At 53.8% G+C, this 19258-nt stretch carries 19 protein-coding genes; 15 read left to right on the top strand and 4 right to left on the bottom strand.

Annotation, left to right across the window (positions count from 1 at the left end; all coding sequences use genetic code 11):
* Positions 1 to 119 precede the first annotated feature (119 nt).
* The 11 genes from gmk to ACQE3D_RS24480 all read left to right on the top strand — a co-directional run bounded on the left by gmk (position 120) and on the right by ACQE3D_RS24480 (position 11516).
* Positions 120 to 734, top strand: coding sequence for a guanylate kinase (gene gmk / locus ACQE3D_RS24530; protein WP_313730907.1), 615 nt, complete (start codon positions 120 to 122; stop codon positions 732 to 734).
* A gap of 15 nt (positions 735 to 749) precedes the next feature.
* A complete protein-coding gene (locus ACQE3D_RS24525) occupies positions 750 to 1202 on the top strand; it encodes a hypothetical protein (protein ID WP_064031439.1) in 453 nt (150 codons plus the stop codon).
* Between the two features lie 678 nt (positions 1203 to 1880).
* Positions 1881 to 3167 carry a glutamate-1-semialdehyde 2,1-aminomutase gene (gene hemL, locus ACQE3D_RS24520; RefSeq protein WP_313730910.1) on the top strand — a complete coding sequence of 429 codons (1287 nt, stop codon included), beginning with the start codon at positions 1881 to 1883 and terminating at the stop codon, positions 3165 to 3167.
* 562 nt (positions 3168 to 3729) lie between these two features.
* Positions 3730 to 4407 (top strand): lamin tail domain-containing protein, encoded by a 678-nt coding sequence (locus ACQE3D_RS24515; RefSeq protein ID WP_313730911.1) that lies wholly within the window; start codon positions 3730 to 3732, stop codon positions 4405 to 4407.
* Between the two features lie 49 nt (positions 4408 to 4456).
* A complete protein-coding gene (locus tag ACQE3D_RS24510) occupies positions 4457 to 5416 on the top strand; it encodes an SdiA-regulated domain-containing protein (RefSeq protein WP_313730913.1) in 960 nt (319 codons plus the stop codon).
* A 160-nt stretch (positions 5417 to 5576) separates the two neighbouring features.
* A complete protein-coding gene (locus tag ACQE3D_RS24505; RefSeq protein WP_313730914.1) occupies positions 5577 to 6935 on the top strand; it encodes a DNA recombination protein RmuC in 1359 nt (452 codons plus the stop codon).
* The gene (locus tag ACQE3D_RS24500; RefSeq protein WP_313730915.1) at positions 6932 to 8386 is read left to right on the top strand and encodes a DUF3375 domain-containing protein; all 1455 of its coding nucleotides are present in this window, start codon (positions 6932 to 6934) and stop codon (positions 8384 to 8386) included. Before ACQE3D_RS24505 ends, ACQE3D_RS24500 begins: the two co-directional genes overlap by 4 nt.
* A gap of 83 nt (positions 8387 to 8469) precedes the next feature.
* Positions 8470 to 8703: a type II toxin-antitoxin system Phd/YefM family antitoxin gene (locus ACQE3D_RS24495; protein ID WP_281021847.1), complete on the top strand. Its 234-nt coding sequence runs from the start codon at positions 8470 to 8472 to the stop codon at positions 8701 to 8703.
* The gene (locus tag ACQE3D_RS24490; protein WP_313730916.1) at positions 8704 to 9090 is read left to right on the top strand and encodes a type II toxin-antitoxin system VapC family toxin; all 387 of its coding nucleotides are present in this window, start codon (positions 8704 to 8706) and stop codon (positions 9088 to 9090) included.
* 285 nt (positions 9091 to 9375) lie between these two features.
* Positions 9376 to 10542 (top strand): hypothetical protein, encoded by a 1167-nt coding sequence (locus ACQE3D_RS24485; RefSeq protein ID WP_313730917.1) that lies wholly within the window; start codon positions 9376 to 9378, stop codon positions 10540 to 10542.
* A 32-nt stretch (positions 10543 to 10574) separates the two neighbouring features.
* Complete coding sequence (locus ACQE3D_RS24480; RefSeq protein ID WP_313730918.1) at positions 10575 to 11516, top strand: hypothetical protein; 942 nt, start codon at positions 10575 to 10577, stop codon at positions 11514 to 11516.
* Between the two features lie 351 nt (positions 11517 to 11867).
* Here ACQE3D_RS24480 and ACQE3D_RS24475 read toward each other — a convergent pair whose 3' ends face one another.
* On the bottom strand, positions 11868 to 12203 hold the full coding sequence (locus tag ACQE3D_RS24475) for a type II toxin-antitoxin system RelE/ParE family toxin (RefSeq protein WP_313730919.1): 336 nt from the start codon (positions 12201 to 12203) through the stop codon (positions 11868 to 11870).
* Positions 12203 to 12478, bottom strand: coding sequence for a type II toxin-antitoxin system Phd/YefM family antitoxin (locus ACQE3D_RS24470; RefSeq protein WP_071160822.1), 276 nt, complete (start codon positions 12476 to 12478; stop codon positions 12203 to 12205). Before ACQE3D_RS24470 ends, ACQE3D_RS24475 begins: the two co-directional genes overlap by 1 nt.
* A 144-nt stretch (positions 12479 to 12622) precedes the next feature.
* Here ACQE3D_RS24470 and ACQE3D_RS24465 point away from each other — a divergent pair, with 144 nt between their 5' ends.
* From ACQE3D_RS24465 to ACQE3D_RS24455, 3 genes are all read left to right on the top strand, one after another.
* Complete coding sequence (locus ACQE3D_RS24465) at positions 12623 to 13255, top strand: DUF4194 domain-containing protein (protein WP_313730920.1); 633 nt, start codon at positions 12623 to 12625, stop codon at positions 13253 to 13255.
* A 128-nt stretch (positions 13256 to 13383) separates the two neighbouring features.
* Positions 13384 to 16674 carry an ATP-binding protein gene (locus tag ACQE3D_RS24460; protein WP_313731069.1) on the top strand — a complete coding sequence of 1097 codons (3291 nt, stop codon included), beginning with the start codon at positions 13384 to 13386 and terminating at the stop codon, positions 16672 to 16674.
* Positions 16671 to 17861, top strand: coding sequence for a Wadjet anti-phage system protein JetD domain-containing protein (locus tag ACQE3D_RS24455; RefSeq protein WP_313730922.1), 1191 nt, complete (start codon positions 16671 to 16673; stop codon positions 17859 to 17861). Before ACQE3D_RS24460 ends, ACQE3D_RS24455 begins: the two co-directional genes overlap by 4 nt.
* A gap of 61 nt (positions 17862 to 17922) precedes the next feature.
* On the opposite strand, the gene ACQE3D_RS24450 is transcribed toward ACQE3D_RS24455, so the two are convergent.
* Complete coding sequence (locus ACQE3D_RS24450; protein WP_168028652.1) at positions 17923 to 18315, bottom strand: DUF5675 family protein; 393 nt, start codon at positions 18313 to 18315, stop codon at positions 17923 to 17925.
* Between the two features lie 249 nt (positions 18316 to 18564).
* On the opposite strand from ACQE3D_RS24450, the gene ACQE3D_RS24445 reads away from it, so the two are divergent.
* Positions 18565 to 18951 (top strand): hypothetical protein, encoded by a 387-nt coding sequence (locus ACQE3D_RS24445; protein ID WP_313730925.1) that lies wholly within the window; start codon positions 18565 to 18567, stop codon positions 18949 to 18951.
* A gap of 39 nt (positions 18952 to 18990) precedes the next feature.
* On the opposite strand, the gene ACQE3D_RS24440 is transcribed toward ACQE3D_RS24445, so the two are convergent.
* Complete coding sequence (locus tag ACQE3D_RS24440; protein WP_313730926.1) at positions 18991 to 19176, bottom strand: YjfB family protein; 186 nt, start codon at positions 19174 to 19176, stop codon at positions 18991 to 18993.
* Between the last annotated feature and the right edge of the window lie 82 nt (positions 19177 to 19258).

Genomic DNA, 19258 nt, shown 5'->3' with positions numbered 1-19258 from the left:
TGGGGGTGTCTAAGACGTCTAAAAAAGACGGCAAATGATAGCACAGCGGCGGGATAGGGCTTGACTCTTGGTCGTTATCAGAAAAGAATGGCGGCCGCATCGATTTCCAGCTTTTTACAATGACTACCGGCAAACTTTACATCGTTTCCGCGCCTTCCGGCGCAGGGAAAACCAGTTTGGTCAAACGTTTGACCGCCGAACTGGACGGTCTGACCGTATCGATTTCGCATACGACGCGGCCGATGCGGGTCGGCGAACAAAACGGCGTCGATTATTTTTTCGTGTCGCTTGACGAATTCGAAGCCATGATAGAACGGCAGGCCTTTCTCGAACACGCTCAGGTATTCGACAATTTCTATGGCACGGCCCAACGGACCGTCGAATTGGCGTTGGCGGACGGTACCGATGTGATTTTGGAAATCGACTGGCAAGGCGCTCAACAGGTTAGGAATATGCTGCCGGACAGCGAGTCGATCTTTGTCTTGCCGCCGTCGATCGAGATTTTAAAACAGCGCTTGCGCGGGCGCGGCCAAGATACCGAGGAAACCATCGCCCGCCGGATGCAAGACGCCGTCACCGAAATCAGCCACTATCCGGAATTCGATTATCTGGTGGTCAACGACGACTTCGAAACCGCGCTAAACCAATTAAAAAGCATCGTGATCGCCAACCGGGTCGCTCAGCGGCGACAACAGCAACAAATTGCCGGTTTGCTGGAAAACTTACTCAACTAACTATAGATAAGCCACATGAAGACCATCCATCCCAAATCAAAACTTATCGGCGCGGTTCTGCTATCCGTGGCGGCCTTGACGATCACCGCTTGTTCGGACGATAAGTCGCAGCCGGCCGGTTCGGAAAAATCCGCTGCCAAGGCCAAGGCGCCGGAGAAAAAACACGTCGAGCACGGCGAAGCCACCGACACCGCCAAGTTTCGATTCGAAAAGGAATTCGCACAAAAATGTACTGAACGCGAATTGCGTAACTCGAACAATCCTGATGTGGATAAACCGCGCTTGGAAGAAAGCTGCGGCTGTATCGCTCGGCATATGTCCGAAGACTTGGCAGATACCGAAGCCGAAAAGTATTTGAAAGAACACGAAGATACCCACTCGCTGCAAATCAAGTTCGATGCGGCGGCCTATTTTTGCCTGCAAAACAAACCGGTACCTAAAGGTCCGCATTTGTTCGGCAAGCCGTAACTGTTCAGAGGGCGCTTGGGTAAGTTGGTTACCATTGGCGTTAAGTTGAATGGTTACAGTCGATGTAAGCAGTTGGCTAAGCGGAGTAGAAATAAGGCGTTGGCTGAGCGGAGCCGAAGCCAGCGATTTCGCTTCGACTCCGCTCAGCGAGCGGCGTAGCTGAGGTTGAGGTTGAGGTGTTCATTCCCCTGCTCCGTTGGGAGAAGGCGTTTTTACTTCGCGCTGAATAGTTACGGCAAACCTTAGTAAACCCAAACCGGTTTAGGCTGATGCTGGTCAACAATAAACCAGCATTCGCCGCCGAAACATAAGACCTGTGGGAGCGGCTTTAGCCGCGATTGACAGCATTCCGACACCGGATTGGGTGGCGGCGTCCGGTGACTTTATATAGTGAGGGCGGCTGGTGTTTCGACAAGTCTTTCCCCGCCTGGTCGAACGGCTCAATGCGAATAGCCCTGACAATTTCTAGCCGGAGCAATGAGTTCGGGATTCACGGAAAACGGTGGATTCCGTTTTTGGCGAGGTAGAAAAACCCTAAACCAATTATATTGTCCGGAGTCTCCTCGGGTTTTAACTTTATTTCACAGTCAACCGCTTGAAAACTAGTCTGCCGGAGAATGGCCGGAAATGCCCTTTCCCTCGATTAGCGATAGCGATTTGCCAACGGATTTTTTCATCATGACCTCATCCAGCGAACTTTTTTCTCAAGCTCAACAAGTCATTCCCGGCGGCGTCAACTCGCCGGTGCGGGCCTTCAAGGGCGTCGGTGGCACGCCAGTGTATTTCGATCGCGCTCAAGGCGCTTACGTTTGGGACGCCGAAGGCAAACGCTATATCGATTACGTCGGCTCCTGGGGGCCGATGATTGTCGGCCACGCCCATCCGGCCGTGATCGATGCAGTCAAACTCAGCGCGGAAAAAGGTCTGAGTTTCGGCGCGCCGACCGAGATCGAAACGCTGATGGCGCAAACGGTTTGCGAGTTGCTGCCTTCGATAGAAATGATCCGCATGGTTAGCTCCGGCACTGAAGCCACCATGAGCGCGTTGCGCTTGGCGCGCGGTTACACCGGCCGCGACAAGATCGTCAAATTCGAAGGCTGCTATCACGGCCATTCCGATTCCTTATTAGTAAAAGCCGGTTCCGGCGCATTGACGCTGGGAGTACCCAGCTCGCCCGGCGTGCCGGCCGCGCTGGCCGCCGATACCATCACGCTGGCTTACAATGACAGCGACGCGGTGAAGCAGACCTTTGCCGAAGTCGGCGATAAAATCGCCTGCATCATCGTCGAACCGGTAGCCGGCAACATGAACTGCATTCCACCGGAACCCGGTTTCCTGCAAACCTTGCGGGAAGTCTGCGACCAGTACGGCAGCGTGCTGATATTCGATGAAGTGATGACCGGCTTCCGCGTCGGCTTGCAAGGCGCTCAAGGTCTGTACTGCATTAAGCCGGATTTGACCACGCTGGGTAAAATCATCGGCGGCGGCCTGCCAGTCGGCGCTTTCGGCGGCAGCCGCAAGATCATGGAATATCTGGCACCGCTGGGCCCGGTTTATCAAGCCGGCACGCTGTCCGGGTGTCCTGTGGCGATGGCCGCCGGATTGAAAACCCTGGAATTGATTTCCGTATCCGGTTTCTACGAGGCCTTGACCGCCAAAACCACGCAATTGCTGGCCGGCTTGCAGAACGCCGCCGATCAGGCTGGCATCGCTTTCACCACCAATCAGGTCGGGGCGATGTTCGGATTGTTTTTCACTGAAGAAAAAACCGTCAGCCGTTTCGCGCAAGTGATGGCCTGTGACGTCGAGAGCTTCAAACATTTCTTCCATGCGATGTTGGAACACGGAGTTTATCTGGCGCCGTCGGCGTTCGAGGCGGGGTTTGTCTCTGCGGCTCATACGGATGGGGATTTGCAGGCAACGGTGGAGGCGGCGGCCGAGGTATTTAAATACCTGCGGAATTGAATGTAGCGTATGGTTTCAATCCCTGAAAACTCATTTAATTCTTGTACGCTGATAGGTATATTGAAAAGAGATAAGCAACGGCTACTGTGACTTTTGATACTCACAAATTTGTGTGTAAGTTGAAAGAAGCCGGTTTTGACGAAAAACAGGTGGGAAAGCTTTTCGCGACGCCCAAACTGAAGCCGATCCGCTCACCAAAAAGGATGTGCAAATCGAGCTTGCGCCGGTCAAATCGGATTTATTGATTGTCAAATGGATGCTCGGCTTGGTATGTGCCGCCGAAGTCATGCCGCTGCTTGCCAAGCTTTTGGCTTGAACATACGCTGTGTTTATCTGGCTGATTTATAAGTTCGACGACCACTATATTTATATTTTTGCGATCGGCGGACATTGCGAACGACATCGATTGCCGCTGCGATGATTCGCGCAATGCTATTCAAGACGCTGCAAAAGTAATAACCGCGTCACATTTTTTTTGTACCTTCCGGCGGGGATCGGCTTTCGCCGCGCAAGCGGCCGATCCGTCCCTTGTTCCCCCAATTCAACAATTTCGGAAGGTACCATGTCAGTCAAAAAATTCCGCCGCGCCGCGGCTTTCGGCATATTCGCCGCTTCCTCGCTGTTCGCCGCGACCGCTTCGGCGTCCACCGTGGCCGTTACCGAATGGATGTATAACGGTGACGAGTTTATCGAATTCACCAACCTGACCAACGCGGCCGTCGATTTCAGCGGCTGGAGCTACGACGACGATTCACGTTCTCCCGGCACGGTCAGCCTCTCGGCTTTCGGCTTAGTCGCGGCTGGCGAGTCAGTGATTCTGGCGGAAAACGATGCCGCTACGTTCAGGAGCCACTGGAATTTGTCGGCGTCGGTCAAAATCATTGGCGGTAACACGGTAAATCTCGGCCGCAACGACGAAATCAATCTTTATAACGCCGCCAACATGCTGATCGACCGGCTGAGTTACGGCGACGGCAATCTTCCCGGCACGATCCGTACTCAAAATATCAGCGGCAATCCTGGCAACTTGGCCGTCTTGGATCAAGACAACGTAACTTCGGACTGGGTATTGTCTAGCGTAGGCGACAGTTTCGGCTCCATAGCCAGCGTGTCCGGCGAATTTGTCGCCAACCCCGGCAGATTCGCGTTGGCGCCGGCGGCCGTGCCGGTTCCGGCGGCGTTTCCGTTAATGTTGAGCGGATTGGCTCTGTCCTCGATAGGTCGTAAGAAACGCGCATAGGCTTCAGCTATCCCGTTTTGTTATTTATCTTTTTTCAGGAATTTAGACTATGAAACTCCAATCCTTGATCGGCGCGATTGCGCTGGCGGTCAGTGCCGGCGGCGTCCAAGCGGCAAGCTCTTTGAATTTGGCCAACTACCAATTAACCGGCAACTACGCGCTGGATACCTTGGGTGGTATCGGTCTGGAAGCCTCGGCGGTGACTTACGCCAGCGACCGCAACACGCTGTTCTTCGTCGGCGACGAAGGCCTCGGCGTCGTCGAAGTGTCGTTGACCGGGCAAACCCTGGGTTCCATGGCGTTCAATTGGGCGGGAACCGGGAGCAGCAATAACGATGCCGAAGGCCTGACCTATTTGGGTAATGGCCGGCTGGTCGTTGTCGACGAACGTCCGCAAGTGGCTTATCAATTTACCTACAGTGCCGGCGGCAGCGTGGCGCTAAACAATCAGCCGAAAGTGGCGATTACCGGCAGCACGGCCAGTGTCGGCAATGTCGGAACCGAAGGCATCAGCGTCGATCCGCGCGACGGCAGCTTTTACTCGGTCAAGCAAGACAATCCGGCGCAGTTGCGTAAAAGTACGCTGGACTTTGCGATCGGCTACGGCACCGCATCGACGACGACGCTGTTTTCCGGTAGCGGTTCGTTGTTTGGCTTGAACAGTCTGTCCGACGTGCAAACCTTGTCCGCCGTCGATAGTCTGGCCGGCGGCGCGGGGGCCGACAACTTGCTGATTCTGAGTCTGGATTCAAAAATGTTGGTGGAATTGACGACGGCCGGTCAAATAGTCAGCAGCTTCGATCTGTCCTCCGTTACCCAGCAAGCCATCGAAGGCGTCACCGTGGATACGCTAGGCAACATCTACTTGGTTGCCGAGAACAACGGCAGCGCCTACCCCAACTCGCGCTTGTTCGTGCTGACGCCGACCGCGGTTCCGTTACCGGGCGCGTTGTGGTTGTTCGGTTCGGCCTTGGCCGGTATCCTCGCGGTTCGCCGTAAATCAGCCTAACCGGCGTTCTTTCTAGCAAGCCCGACGGCAGGCCGTATTCCGGCTTGCCGTCGTCGTGCCGGTTTTTCCAGACTGTCGGTGCTGACTTCCCTTACAATTGACCGATTCGTCCAATCCGGTTCAATTCACCCCTCAAGCACGCGTCGGCGTTGCATCGAAAATGACATTCTTGGAAATCACTCCGTGGCTTTGGCCAGCGAGTCTCGCCGTTGCCGCATCGCTTGGCTACTTTATCGGCGCCCGTCTGATGGGCGCGCGGCGCCAGACCCTGCAAGCGGAAATCGATCTGCAACAACAGGTTTTACAGCAACAAACCGTAAAGCTGGCGGTGGCCGAGGAAAGGCTAAGCCTATTGAATCGGCGCGAATCCGAGTTGCAAGCCTTGCAACAACAGCTTTTGGCATTGAAAACCGAAAACGCCGAACTTAATACCCGCCAGCAGGAGCAGCATAAACACAACGAAGAGAAAATCCGCCTACTGCAAGATGCGGAAAATCAGTTAAAAACCCAGTTCGAGAATCTGGCGCACAGGATTTTCGAAGAACGCGGCAAGCAGTTTGTCGAGCATAATAAAGTCAGTATCGAAGGCTTGGTGGCGCCGTTGAAACAGCAACTCGGCGAATTCAAAAGTCGCGTCGAAAGCGTCTACGACAACGAAACCAAGGATCGCATCTCGCTACGCGAGGAAATCGTCTCGTTGCGCCGCGATACTCAGAAGATGAACCAGGAAGCGCTGAATTTGACCCGGGCGTTGAAAGGCGACCACAAGGCGCAAGGCAACTGGGGCGAGATGATTCTGGAAAAGGTGCTGGAACAATCCGGCCTGCGCAAGGGCATCGAATACGAAACCCAGGGCGCTTTCCGCGACGAAGACAACCGACTGTTCAAACCCGACGTGATCGTCCGCTTGCCGGACAACAAGGATGTGGTGATCGATTCCAAAGTCTCGTTGAACGCTTACGAGCGCTACTGTTCCAGCGAAGACGATGCTGAACGCGCGGAAGCGCTGAAACAACACGTCGAAGCGGTGCGCGCCCACATCAAAGGCCTCAGCGGCAAGGATTATTCCAGCCTGAAAGGCCTGCGTTCGCTGGACTTCGTGCTGCTATTCATGCCGATCGAAGCCGCCTTCATGGCCGCCTTCCAAGGCGACGAGAAATTATTCAACGACGCCTTCGAACACAAAATCGTCGTCGTTACGCCGACCACCTTGCTCGCGACGCTAAGAACCATCCAAAACATCTGGCGTTACGAGCAGCAAAACGAAAACGCCCGGTTGATTGCCGACAAGGCCGGCGCACTGTACGACAAGATCCGCGGCTTCGTCGAAGACATCGAAAAACTCGGCCACCAACTCGGCACCGTGCAAAAAACCTACGACGGCATCGTCAACAAACTCAGCAGTGGCCAGGGCAATCTGTTGCGCCAAGCCGGCGCACTCGAAGAACTGGGCGTGAAAGTGAAAAAGAAACTACCCAAGAGCCTGACCGAACAAATGGATGCGGACGCCGCCGAATGAGCCTGGACTACGCCACGCTGGAGCTGCTGAAACAAAACCACCCGGCCTGGCGGTTATTGCGCTCCGACCATGCGCCGCTGATCGCCAGCTTCCTGCACCGGGTCTTCGTCGCCCCCAATCAGCGTCTGATCGGTCAGGCCGATCTGGCCGAAGCGCTGGAAGATGAGTTGTTTGCGTTACGCGAACGGCTGGGTAACGATGCTTTCCCTAAGCCCGCGCTGGACTATCTGAACGACTGGGCCGGCAACGACAAGGCTTGGTTGCGCAAGTTTTACCGGCAAGGTTCCGACGAGCCGTTTTTCGACCTGACGCCAGCCACCGAAAAAGCCATCGCTTGGTTGGATAGCCTGACCGAACGCGCCTTCGTCGGCACCGAGTCCAGACTGTTGACCTTATTCGAGCTGCTCAAACAAATCAGCGAAGGCAGCGAGACCGACCCGGAAACCCGCATCGTCGAACTGGAAAAACGCCGTGCCGATCTCGATGCCGAAATCGCCCGCATCCGCGCCGGCGACCTGCAAGTGCTGGACGACACCGCGTTGAAGGACCGCTTCCAGCAATTCACCGGGCTGGCCCGCGAACTGCTGGGCGACTTTCGCGAAGTTGAACATAACTTTCGCGGCCTGGACCGGCGAGTGCGGGAGCGCATCGCCTTGTGGGAAGGCGGCAAGGGCGAACTGCTGCAAGACATCATGGGCGAACGCGACGCCATAGCCGACTCCGACCAAGGCCGCAGTTTCCGCGCCTTCTGGGATTTTCTAATGTCCAGCCGCCGCCAGGAAGAATTGTCGGCCTTGCTGGAACGGGTGTTGGCTTTGGAGCCTGTCGCCGAACTCAAGCCCGACGCCCGCATTCGCCGGGTGCATTACGATTGGTTGGAAGCCGGCGAGCATACCCAGCGCACCGTCGCCGAACTGAGCCGGCAATTGCGCCGTTTTCTCGACGACCAGGCCTGGCTGGAAAATCGCCGGATCATGGAAATCCTGCACGGCATCGAAGCCAAGGCCCTGGCCTTACGCGAAAAACAACCCGCCGGTGAAGTCATGATCGTCGCCGAAGCCGCCGCCGACATCGAGCTGCCGATGGAACGGCCGCTACACACGCCACCGGTCAAACCGCGCATCGAAAGCATCATCCCGCAAACCGGCGACGAAGACCTGGACGCCGCCGCGCTGTTCTCGCAAATCGTCATCGACAAGACGCAACTGGCCCGCCACATCCGCCACGCCCTGCAAGACAAACCGCAAATCACGCTGGCGGAACTCTGCCGCGCCCGCCCGCTGCAACACGGCCTGGCGGAACTGGTCGCCTATCTGCAACTCGGCGGCGACAGCTTTAAAACCACGGTCGATGAAGGCGTGGAGGATGTGATCGTTTGGCAGGCTGTGGATGGCGAAGGCCGGGAGTTGAGCAAACAGGCACGGTTGCCTAGGGTGATTTTTGTTAGGTGACTGCTCAATAAAAGGTTGCGTTGCCACGATGCGGGGGTTTGCTATACTGGGTTAGTCAAATTACTTGGTCAAGGAGTATGCTTGTGAGCACTTATACGCTTTATAACGCCAAAACCCATTTATCCAGCTTGGTCGAACAAGCATTCGCCGGTGAGGAAGTGATCATCGCCAAGGGCAAGGTGCCGTTGGTCAAGCTGGTGCCGATCACCGAAAGTCGTCCGCAACGGCGATTCGGCGCCATGAAAGGTCAAGCTCCGGTGACCGAAGCCTTCTTCGAACCATTACCGGACGACGAATTGGATGCCTGGGCGCAATAGATGAAAGTGCTGTTGGATACCCATACTTTGTTGTGGTGGTTGGACGGCGACGAGAAGCTGTCTCCGATTGCAAAAGAATGGATTGCCGAGCCCAGCCACGTCGTGCTGATCAGCGCCGCTTCGGCCTGGGAGATCGCCACCAAGGTACGTATCGGCAAATTGCCGGGTGCCGAAGCCGTGGTCGATAGCTACCAGGATTGCCTAAAGGAACAAGGTTTTACCCCGCTGGCTATCACAACCGACCACGCGTTGAGAGCCGGCAGCCTGCCTGGTCCGCACCGCGACCCTTTCGACCGAATGTTGATCGCCCAGGCTCAGGCCGAGAATATTGCCTTGATCAGCAATGAAGTGTTGTTCGATAGTTATGGGGTTAGACGGATTTGGTGAATGGAGATCAGAAAATAGTATTCAGGTTGTCGATAGGCGATCCCTTTGCTGCCGAATAAGATTTAATTAGCAGGGGCAACAAATGGCAATGAAGCTGTCCTTCGAAATGTGCGATTAGCTTGCGTAATCGCACATTTCGAAGCCAACATTCCTCCGATTACGCTATCGCCAATCGGAGCTACGCGGACTGAAAACAATGCTGTAATTAAAAAAAAGTTTAATATCTCGGGCGTCATATTTCTCAACCCACACCTGCCAACCCCTCAGCAAATGGAAGCTCAACAAATGAATAACGAACACCCTTGCGTCTCAAAATTCATATCACTATGTTTTTCGATTGATGAGCTACTTGGTGCAGGATCTATTGTTGATAGAGGTCCCAGGCCAGCCAATCCGCCAAAAATACTACAAAGCGTTGATGATGCTATAGCTAATTTGTCGCAACTCAGCCAAGAAGCAACTAAATCAACCATCTCCCATCAATTGAAACGTGACATGGGGCTAGCAATAAGTGCTTTAGTTACAGTTTTGCAAAGTTCGGATAACTTTAATCAAAATTCTTACGTAAATAATTTAGAAGACATCTATCAGGTAAAAATTGAAGAAATTGATCAAGGAAAAATTCTAGCGCGTTTCAAAGAACTCCATGATTTTTTACATACCGCCTATCCAGCCCGTAGCTTGAAATCTGCTTTTGAACAATGGAGAGAAGACAACATTGTTTCAGCAGACGAATACCTTAATAGATTATCTGCTTTTGTTCAACTAGGTACTCAGTTAGCCTCTACAGAAATTCTTCCGAGTTTTTTAGACAAACACGATATAAACTCAATTATTGGGAGTTTGAAAGGAAAATATAAAATAGTAGATACTAAAGACAATTGGCAAGCATATTGTATCTATGAAGATGAATTTAAATATACGATAGAAATCAATGGAAAGTATCCACTCTATCAAGATCAATGCGCCCTATTCGCTTTCCATGAAGTTTTTCCTGGCCATGTTGCGGAAGCGGCTATTCGGGAATATTTGTATCGAAAAAATGAAATAAGTTCGTTTTATACTCTCCAGCTTTTAAACACTCCACGTAACCTTTTATCTGAGGGTCTTGCTGATTATTCACTAGAATACTTTAAAACATCCTTAACAGTTAGTGATTATATGGGCTTTGTCTATGACAAAGTTTTTACTGATGTTCGTCATAATTTAGCAATTAAGATTTTATCAGGCACAATGACAAAAGAAGAAGCCTCTGAAGAACTCGTAAGAAATACATGGTGTTCAAAAGAAAAAGCAGAGACCGCCTTGTTGTTCGCTATAAAGTGGAAACTATATTTTCCGACATACGCAACAGGCTATTACTTCGTTCATAATGTTGTAACCAGATTACAACCAAATTGTTGGTCTGGTCTTTATCTAAGCAATGATCCCGCAAGTTTTATCATACGCTGACTTTATTATAAAACAGGCGACTTTAACTATCATTGCTAGATATTATGTGGATTTCAGGATTTATGGAGCTTGGAAAAGATTTACTATTATCGATCACATCAGATACAATTAAAGAGCTTCTTAAAACCATTTTCACTAATCCAAGCAATGTCTTTTTCGTTGTAGTTATTCCTGTACTGTTTATCATATTATGGCGATTTTTACAAAACCTTAAACCTATCATAGGCAAGTTTATTTGTTTTTCAGCCAAAAAACTTTCTATAAAAAAGACAAGGAGTCATATGGATTTTCTTTCCCCATTAAGAACAAGAATTCCTCAAGACACTTATAACTCGCTATCATCATTCTTGAATAACGCCCTATTAAACGGAGATTTTCTTAATCCGAAAAGCCTTGAATGCGACCATTTAGAGGTGTTAGAGCTTAAACGAAAATTCAAGATATCTGGTAAGAAAATTATTACAAATGAAGATTACAAATTCAGATTCATTGAATCTCCGAATAAAACAGGAATAAAAATATTTCAAGTTGGAGCTGGAATACCGAATGACGGAAGCTATAAATATAAGGTAAAAGTAAAGGAAGGTAGAAAGTGGGTAGAAGTTCAATCCGCTTCACATACCTATATGGATCGAATAGCCTGTATAAATATTCCTCTACGTATTGGCTGGCAAAAAGGTACAGTGATTGATATTTCTTTTTCGGATGATTGGGATGATGTAATGTTACCACATTGGGATTTAGTATTTGTTCCTCAGGCTTGTTACTATGGTTCTATCAATAATCTTACAGTTGAAATCGCTTTCGACACCCCACCAAAGCAAAATCATCAATTTATTCTATATGCTAACTTAATTAGCGGGCAAGTCCTCGAACACAATTCTAAAATTAATAACAAAGGTAGTAACAAATTTTCATGTGACATCGGACTACTGCCGGGCAATACAATTATATATTGGGTCTTTGAACGTTAAACAAAATCGGGTAGAGTAGAGAACAGGCTTACGCCTACCCTCCCACATCAAACCGTGCATACGCTATTAACGCACACGGCTTTCCGATGTTTTTCACACCAAGGCTGCTCCGTTTTCCAGGGGAGTAGGATGCGGTAAACGACGTGCACCGCATCGTTCGCGATTGGTGCGGTTCGTAAACTCACCACATCCTACGAATAAATCGAGGTCTGCTCTTGCAATCAAGCGTCGGACAGGCAGACTTTCAACCACCGTCAGTTACGGAAGAAACACAGTCATCCGTAATGGGAAGAATATCGGCTACCGGTCGGCCGGGGTAGGCCCCATAAAGTATCCATGATCTAATCCGCCTTATCCACCCAGCAACCGCCTCGTCAACAAAGCTTGCATGTCCCGCCGGCCGTCGGCGATCAGATAAACATAGACTTGTCGGGCTATGATGCGATAGACGATGCGGTAGGGTTTGAAGAAGACTTGGCGGTATTCCTGTATGCCTAAGGCGGCAAGCTCTTTCGGGAAGTTGCCGCGTTCCGGGAAACTCGCCAAATCGTCCAGCGTTTGCAACAACTTGTCCAAGACGGCATCGGCATTGGCCGGCGAATCGAATTCGGCGATGTAATGGTACAGGCTTTCCAAATCCTGCTCGGCACCGCGAGTCAACAAGACTTGATAAGATGCTTCGGGCATTAGCTGCTAGTCTTTTTCGCGCGCAGTCGGGCGGCGACTTCGGCCACGGGTTTGACGTTGCCGCTCTCGATTTCCCGGTTGCCCAAGGCCAATATTTTCAATAAGGCCAGGGTTTCCTGGGTTTCCTCGTAGGAGGCCACGTCCTGCAATACGGCCTTGGCTTCGCCGTTTTGGGTAATGACCAAAGGTTCGCGGCATTCGGCCAGTTTTAACAACACTTCGGCGGCGTTGGCTTTCAGGTAACTGATCGGTTTGACTTGAGATGAGTAACGCATGACTGCCTCGAACTTTTTAGAAAGGACTTAATATAGTCTTTAAAAAGTTCTGAGGCAATGCTTGCGCGTGTAAAGCAAGTAGGTTCGATTTCTCCGTCTCTTCCCCGTAAAATCCCCGACTTTATCCCAGCGATCCCAAACGCGATGACAGAAACCGAGCTCGAAGCCGCACCCCAATACGACCTGTCGGCCGTGGTCATTCCATTATTGAAAGGTGTGGTCTATCAGGAAAGCGACGGCGGTTTGTGGAATGCCTTGCTGAATCTACAGGCCAGGGTGCGGGACTACATCTCGGTGCTGGGTTTGGAATTGGTGTTGGACGAGGCCGAGGGTTATGCGTTCTTGCGTTCGCGCCAGACGGACGTCGAAGACGACGATGCGGCACCCAAGTTGCCGCGTTTGATCGCGCGTCGGCCGTTGTCGTTTCCGGTCAGTTTGTTGCTGGCCTTGTTGCGCAAGCGCTTGGCCGAGTTTGACAAGGGCGGCGGCGAGACTCGGCTGGTGTTGTCGCGCGAGGACATCGTCGAATTGATCCGGGTGTTTTTGCCGCAGCGTAGCAACGAGGCTAGGCTGATCGATCAGATCGAAACCCATATCAACAAGGTGGTCGAACTGGGTTTTTTGCGCAAGCTCAAGACCAGCACCAATCAAGCCGCCAGTTACGAGGTCAGGCGGATACTCAAGGCTTTTGTCGATGCGCAATGGTTGTCGGAATTGGATTCGCGGCTGGCGGAGTATCAGACGCAACTGGCCGGCGGTGCGGAGGGTGGCGAATGATTGGTTTTAAGCTTGATTCCCCTCACCCTAGCCCTCTCCCTCAGGGAGAGGGGGACTTCCAGCCCGTTTTACGACGCCTTGCTTTGGAAAAAGGCTCAGGGCGTTTATCAACCAAAATCCACCGCGTGATGATCACCAATAACAACCTGCAACTGTCGCTGGATTTCGTCGACGACGACACCCTGTCCGGCTTCCGGCTGCAACGTCTGGAAGTCTATAATTGGGGAACCTTCGACGGCCGGGTTTGGGTCTTGAACTTGAATGGCCGCAACGCTTTGTTGACCGGCGACATCGGTTCCGGCAAATCGACCCTGGTCGATGCGGTCACGACCTTATTGGTGCCGGCCCATCGTATCGCCTATAACAAGGCGGCCGGCGCCGACGCCAAAGAGCGCAGCCTGCGATCCTATGTGCTGGGCCATTACAAGTCCGAGCGCAATGAGGTCAGCGGCAGCGCCAAGCCAGTGGCCTTGCGCGGCGACAACAGTTATTCGGTGATCTTGGGCGTTTTCCACAACGCTGGCTACGATCAGACCGTGACGCTGGCCCAAGTGTTCTGGATCAGCGACCGCCAGGGCCAGCCGGCGCGGCTGTTCGTCGGTGCCGAACGGGACTTGAGCATAGCTCGCGATTTTTCCGACTTCGGCAGCGACATCGGTCAACTGCGCAAGAAGCTGCGCGGCTTGGGCGCGGAGTTGCATGACAGCTTTCCGCCTTATGGCGCCTGGTTCCGCCGTCGTTTCGGCATCGACAACGAGCAAGCGCTGGAATTGTTCCATCAAACCGTATCGATGAAGTCGGTCGGCAATCTGACCGATTTTGTGCGCAGCCACATGCTGGAACCCTCGGAAGTCGCGCCGCGCATCACCGCTTTGATCAACCATTTCGACGACCTGAACCGCGCCCACGACGCGGTTTTGAAGGCCAAGCGGCAGATGAGCCTGTTAACGCCTCTGGTCGCCGATTGCCAGCGTCACACTCAACTCAACGAGCAAACCGAAACCCTGCGCGCCTGCCGCGAAGCCTTGCGGCCGTTTTTCGCGGGCCTAAAGCAAGGTTTGCTGGAAAAGCGTCTGGCAACATTGGATGAAGAGCTTGCCCGGCAAAACGCCCAGCTCGAGCGGCTGAGCGAACGCAAGCGACAACTGCAAATGCAGGCGGGCGAACTGCAACGCCATATTGCCGCCAACGGCGGCGACCGCATCGCTCAATTGGGATTGGAAATCGAGCGTCTGCAAGATGATATGGCGCGCCGCCGCGATAAATCCGCCCGCTATGAAAAACTGCTGCAAAGCTTGGATTTGCCGGCACCGGTAGACGCCGAAGCCTTTCTGGCGCAGCAAGTCCGTTTTCTGGAGTTACGGGACAGTGCGTCCGCGCGCGAAGCCGATCTGCAAAACCAAGCTAGCGAAATCGGCGTGGCGTTTGCGCAAGGTCGCAACGAACATCAACTCCTGCAAGCCGAATTGACCAGCCTGAAGGCCCGGCGTAGCAATATCGACGATGCGCAAATCAAAATGCGCCAGGCGCTTTGTGAAGCGCTGAATCTGGCCGAGGACCGGATGCCGTTCGCCGGCGAATTGATCCAGGTGCGCGATGAAGACAAGGATTGGGAAGGCGCCGCCGAACGCATGTTGCGCAATTTCGGCCTATCGCTGCTGGTGCCGGATGCGCATTATTCGGCGGTAGCCGATTGGGTGGATCAAACCCATTTGCGCGGCCGGCTGGTCTACTTCCGGGTCAGGCCCGGCCAGCGCGCCGAGCTGCCGGAGCCGCACCGCGATTCGTTGGCGCGCAAATTGGCGATTAAACCCGATTCGGCGTTTTACGATTGGCTGGAGCGCGAGATCGGTCACCGCTTCGACGTAGCTTGCTGCGCGACCCAGGAGCAATTCCGCCGCGAGCAAAAAGCCATCACCCGCGCCGGCCAGATCAAGGCACCCGGCGAACGCCACGAAAAAGACGACCGCCACCGCCTGGACGACCGCAGCCGCTATGTGTTGGGCTGGTCCAATGCCGCCAAGATAGCCGCGCTGGAAGCCAAGGCCAAGCTATTGGAAAATCAGCTAGCCGATCTGGCCGGTCGCTTGGCCGACATCGCCAAAGCACAAGCCACGGTCAAGGCGCAATTGGAAACCTTAAGCAAGCTGGGCGAATACCGCGATTTCCGCGAACTGGACTGGCAGCCTTTGGCTGCGGAGATTGCTCGGCTGGAACACGAGAAGCGCGAGCTGGAAGCGGCGTCCGATCTGCTCAAGCAACTGACGGAGCGGCTGGAAGCGCTGCAACATGCTTTGGCCGATACCGAGCACGCGCTGAACGACAAAATCAAGGAAATCGGCGCCACCGAGCAACGCAAACAGGCCGCCGAAGCGTTGCTGACGCAGACTTCCGACATCCTGAACGAAGCCGGTGACGCACACGGCGCGCAATATCCTGCTTTGGAAGCGCTACGCGGCGAAGTGCTGGCCGAACGGCAAGTCACGGTGGAGTCCTGCGACAACCGCGAACGCGAGATGCGCGATTGGTTGCAGACCAAAATCGAAAACGAGACCAAAAAGCTCAATTATCTGCGCGACAAGATCATCGACGCGATGAGCGGCTATTGCGCGGCCTTCCCGCGCTTCGAGGCTCGCTTCAAGGAATTGCTCAACGAAAATACCATCCGCGAGGTCGCTAACTTCCAGTCGCAACTGGCCCGCGAGCGGGAAACCATCAAGGAGCGCATCGCCCTGATCAACGAGTCCTTGACTCAGATCGACTACAACACCAACCGCTTCATCGTGCTGGAAGCGCAACCGACGCCGGACGCCGACGTGCGCGACTTTCAAAGCGAGTTACGCGCCTGCACCGAGGGCGCGCTGACCGGTTCCGACGACGAGCAATATTCGGAAAACAAGTTTCTGGAAGTCAAAAAAATCATCGAGCGTTTTCGCGGCCGCGAGGGCCAGGCCGAGCAAGACCGGCGCTGGACAGCCAAGGTTACCGACGTGCGCAACTGGTTCAGCTTCGGCGCCAGCGAGCGTTGGCGCGAGGACAACAGCGAGCACGAGCATTATTCCGACTCCGGCGGCAAATCCGGTGGCCAGAAGGAAAAACTGGCTTACACGATCCTGGCCGCCAGCTTGGCCTATCAATTCGGTTTGGAATGGGGCGCGGTGCGCTCGCGTTCGTTCCGCTTCGTGGTGATCGACGAGGCCTTCGGCCGCGGCTCCGACGAATCGGCGCAATACGGCTTACGGCTGTTCGAAAAACTCAATCTGCAACTGTTGATCGTCACGCCGCTGCAGAAAATTCACATCATCGAGCCCTACGTCGCAGCGGTCGGCTTCGTGCATAACGAGGAAGGACGTGCGTCCAAGCTGCGCAATCTGAGCATCGAAGAGTACCACGCCGAACGTGCGGCGCGCGGCGGATGAGCAAGCCGGTCTGGACCTTGCCGGCCGAGTTGCGCGCCGAACTGGACAAGCGCTGGCAGCGCGGGCAAATTTTGACGGAAAGTCTCGTGCCCAGCGGCTTGTTTCCGCTGCGTATTCCTTTAAAGCCACCCAGTCCGACGCAACTGGCCGCCGATTTTTCTGCCGTGCAGGCTTGGGTGGAGCCTTGGTTGGCCGTTGAGGCCAAGCATTTTGCCGTCGAATGGCGCGACATTAATCATCGGCTGTCGGGGCGCAACCGTTTGCCGGCGGCGGTGGTTTTCGACAAGCCGGACGACGCGGCGGCGTATTTGAAAAAAGCCAAGGAATTGGCGGTTTTCGGGCAATTGGCGGCATCGCTGGTTGACGATTTCGCCGCCCTGCGGCCTTGGTTATTGAAATATCCGTTACGCGTCTTGGAGCACGCCGACGAATGGCAAAAATTGTTGAGCGTGGCCGGCTGGGTCGTAAAACATCCTCGGCCAGGCATTTATCTACGCCAAATCAGCTTGCCCAGTATCGACAGCAAATTCATCGAAAGCCGCAAGAAGTTGCTCGGCGAATGGCTGGACTTGCTGTTACCGGCCGTGGCGATCGATACCGCGCAAACCGGTGTCGCCGGCTTCGAAGCGCGCTACGGCTTTTTGGCGAAGCCGGCGACGATTCGCTTCCGCTTGCTGGATAGTCGGCTGCGCATCGCCGGCTTGAGCGATCTGACGGTGACCGCCGGCGAATTCGCGACTTTGAATTTGCAGGTCAAGCGGGTATTCGTCACCGAAAACGACATCAACGGCCTGGCATTTCCGAACGTTCAGGGCGGCATGGTGATTTTCGGCAGAGGCTACGGCTTCGATGCCTTGGCGCAAGTCGAATGGTTGAAGGATAAGGAAATTCACTACTGGGGCGACATCGACACCCACGGCTTCGCGATTTTGAGCCAGTTCCGCCAATACTTTCCGCAAACCAGCTCATTGCTGATGGACCAAGCGACCTTGTTGGCGCACCGCGAGTCCTGGGTTGCGGAAACCGCTCCGGGCCGCGCCGATTTATCCGGTTTAACCTTTGAGGAAAGCGCGCTGTACGACGCGTTGCGCGATAACCGTTTCGGCCAAAACCTGAGGTTGGAGCAGGAGTATGTCGGTTTTGCCGCGCTCGGCGCGTTGCTGACGCGGCTCCAAGCGGAAACCTAGCCAGGATGAAGCGGAACCCGGCATTCAAAGCGGCAAAAGTTTTCCCAAGCGCCGGGCAATTTCAAACGATATGGATAAAGATTTTCTCGTTTTCGGCGGCGCGTTTGAGTTTCTCGAACAGCGTTTCGAAAGCCGCCCGGCTGGAGCCGACGAAATCGGCCGATTTCGATTTCCCGACCAGAATGCAGCCCTCGGTATCCTTGGCGCTATTGCCGGGATGTATCCGGACGCCGTCGAAATTCGGCACGTTTAGCAGTAGCGGCAACGGTTTTTTAAAGCGCTCGGAAAAATTGATGATGATTTCGTAGGAGCCGGCCGGAATCGCGGTCATGCCCTTGACTTTGACCGGCCGGACCTTGTCCTCCAAGGTGTAACATTCGAAGGTTCCGTTAATACTTAATTCGCCTATCGTGCTTTCGTCGGTGAATTCGACGCGGGTCAGGTTCAGCTCCATGTGGCCTCCTCGAAGCTAGGATTTTCAACAGGGGGGTCTCGTCGGATTTCGGTACGGCGGGCGGGCGATTATTTCTCTTGAAACACTGGGTTTGTCAAGCGGGAGTGATTTTCGCCGAGCGCGCGGCTTATTCACGCTGAATTCTAATCGCAGACCGACCAATTCGGCTAAGTGTTCCGGACGCAGATTCCCCGCCAAAATCCTCCGACAATGCATTAACATGCCGGCCTCAACCAACCGGGGAGTTTTATGAATTTAACCGAGGCGATCTTGCGTAAGGGTAAAACCTTGTACGAAGACGATGACTACATCCTGCTGTGGACCAAGTTTTTCGGGCTTAGCATTCTGGCGCTGACGTCGTATTTCGTTTACGTCAAGGCCAAGCATAGTCTGTTGAAATTGAACGGCCGGGAAAAGGCTTATTTGATGAGCGTGTCGTTTTATCTGACTAAACAGCACGGCGTCAGTCCGCGCGCGGTGCTGGACGACACCTATTTATTCAAGGATTTCGCTCAGGCGATCGCCAATCGCGGCAGCGACACTTATCAGAACTACTTCAAGGAACCGAGCAAGGACAAGGCCAAGCATTATGCGGTGCAGTCCGGCCGCCGTTACAGTAAAAAGGCCAAGAAATGAACGCCGGTTTCGCCGTGGCGGAACCGGCTTGGGCCGTGCTTAGACTCTGACGTCGATGCCCCCGGTAGGCGCGGCAGCCGATTCCAGCAGTTTCAGCGCGGCCTGGCCTTGTTGCTCTTGCAATTCCTTGGCTTTGTTCAGCACGGCGACTTCGAGTTGTTGGCCGGTTTTTTGGTTGGACAATTGCGTCGCGAACGCGGCGATGGACGGGACGGAATCCAGCATGGCGATACCTCGTTGAGTTGGGGCCGGCGATAGCCGGCCTGTCTGGTTAGCGGACGATGGGCCGAAAACTTGAGGGTTACCC

Origin of the sequence: Methylomonas sp. MS20 (assembly GCF_050275925.1) — a bacterium.
Taxonomy (GTDB): domain Bacteria; phylum Pseudomonadota; class Gammaproteobacteria; order Methylococcales; family Methylomonadaceae; genus Methylomonas; species Methylomonas koyamae_A.
Note: the sequence above shows the minus strand (reverse complement) of the source record. Positions and strands in the feature narration are given on the sequence as shown.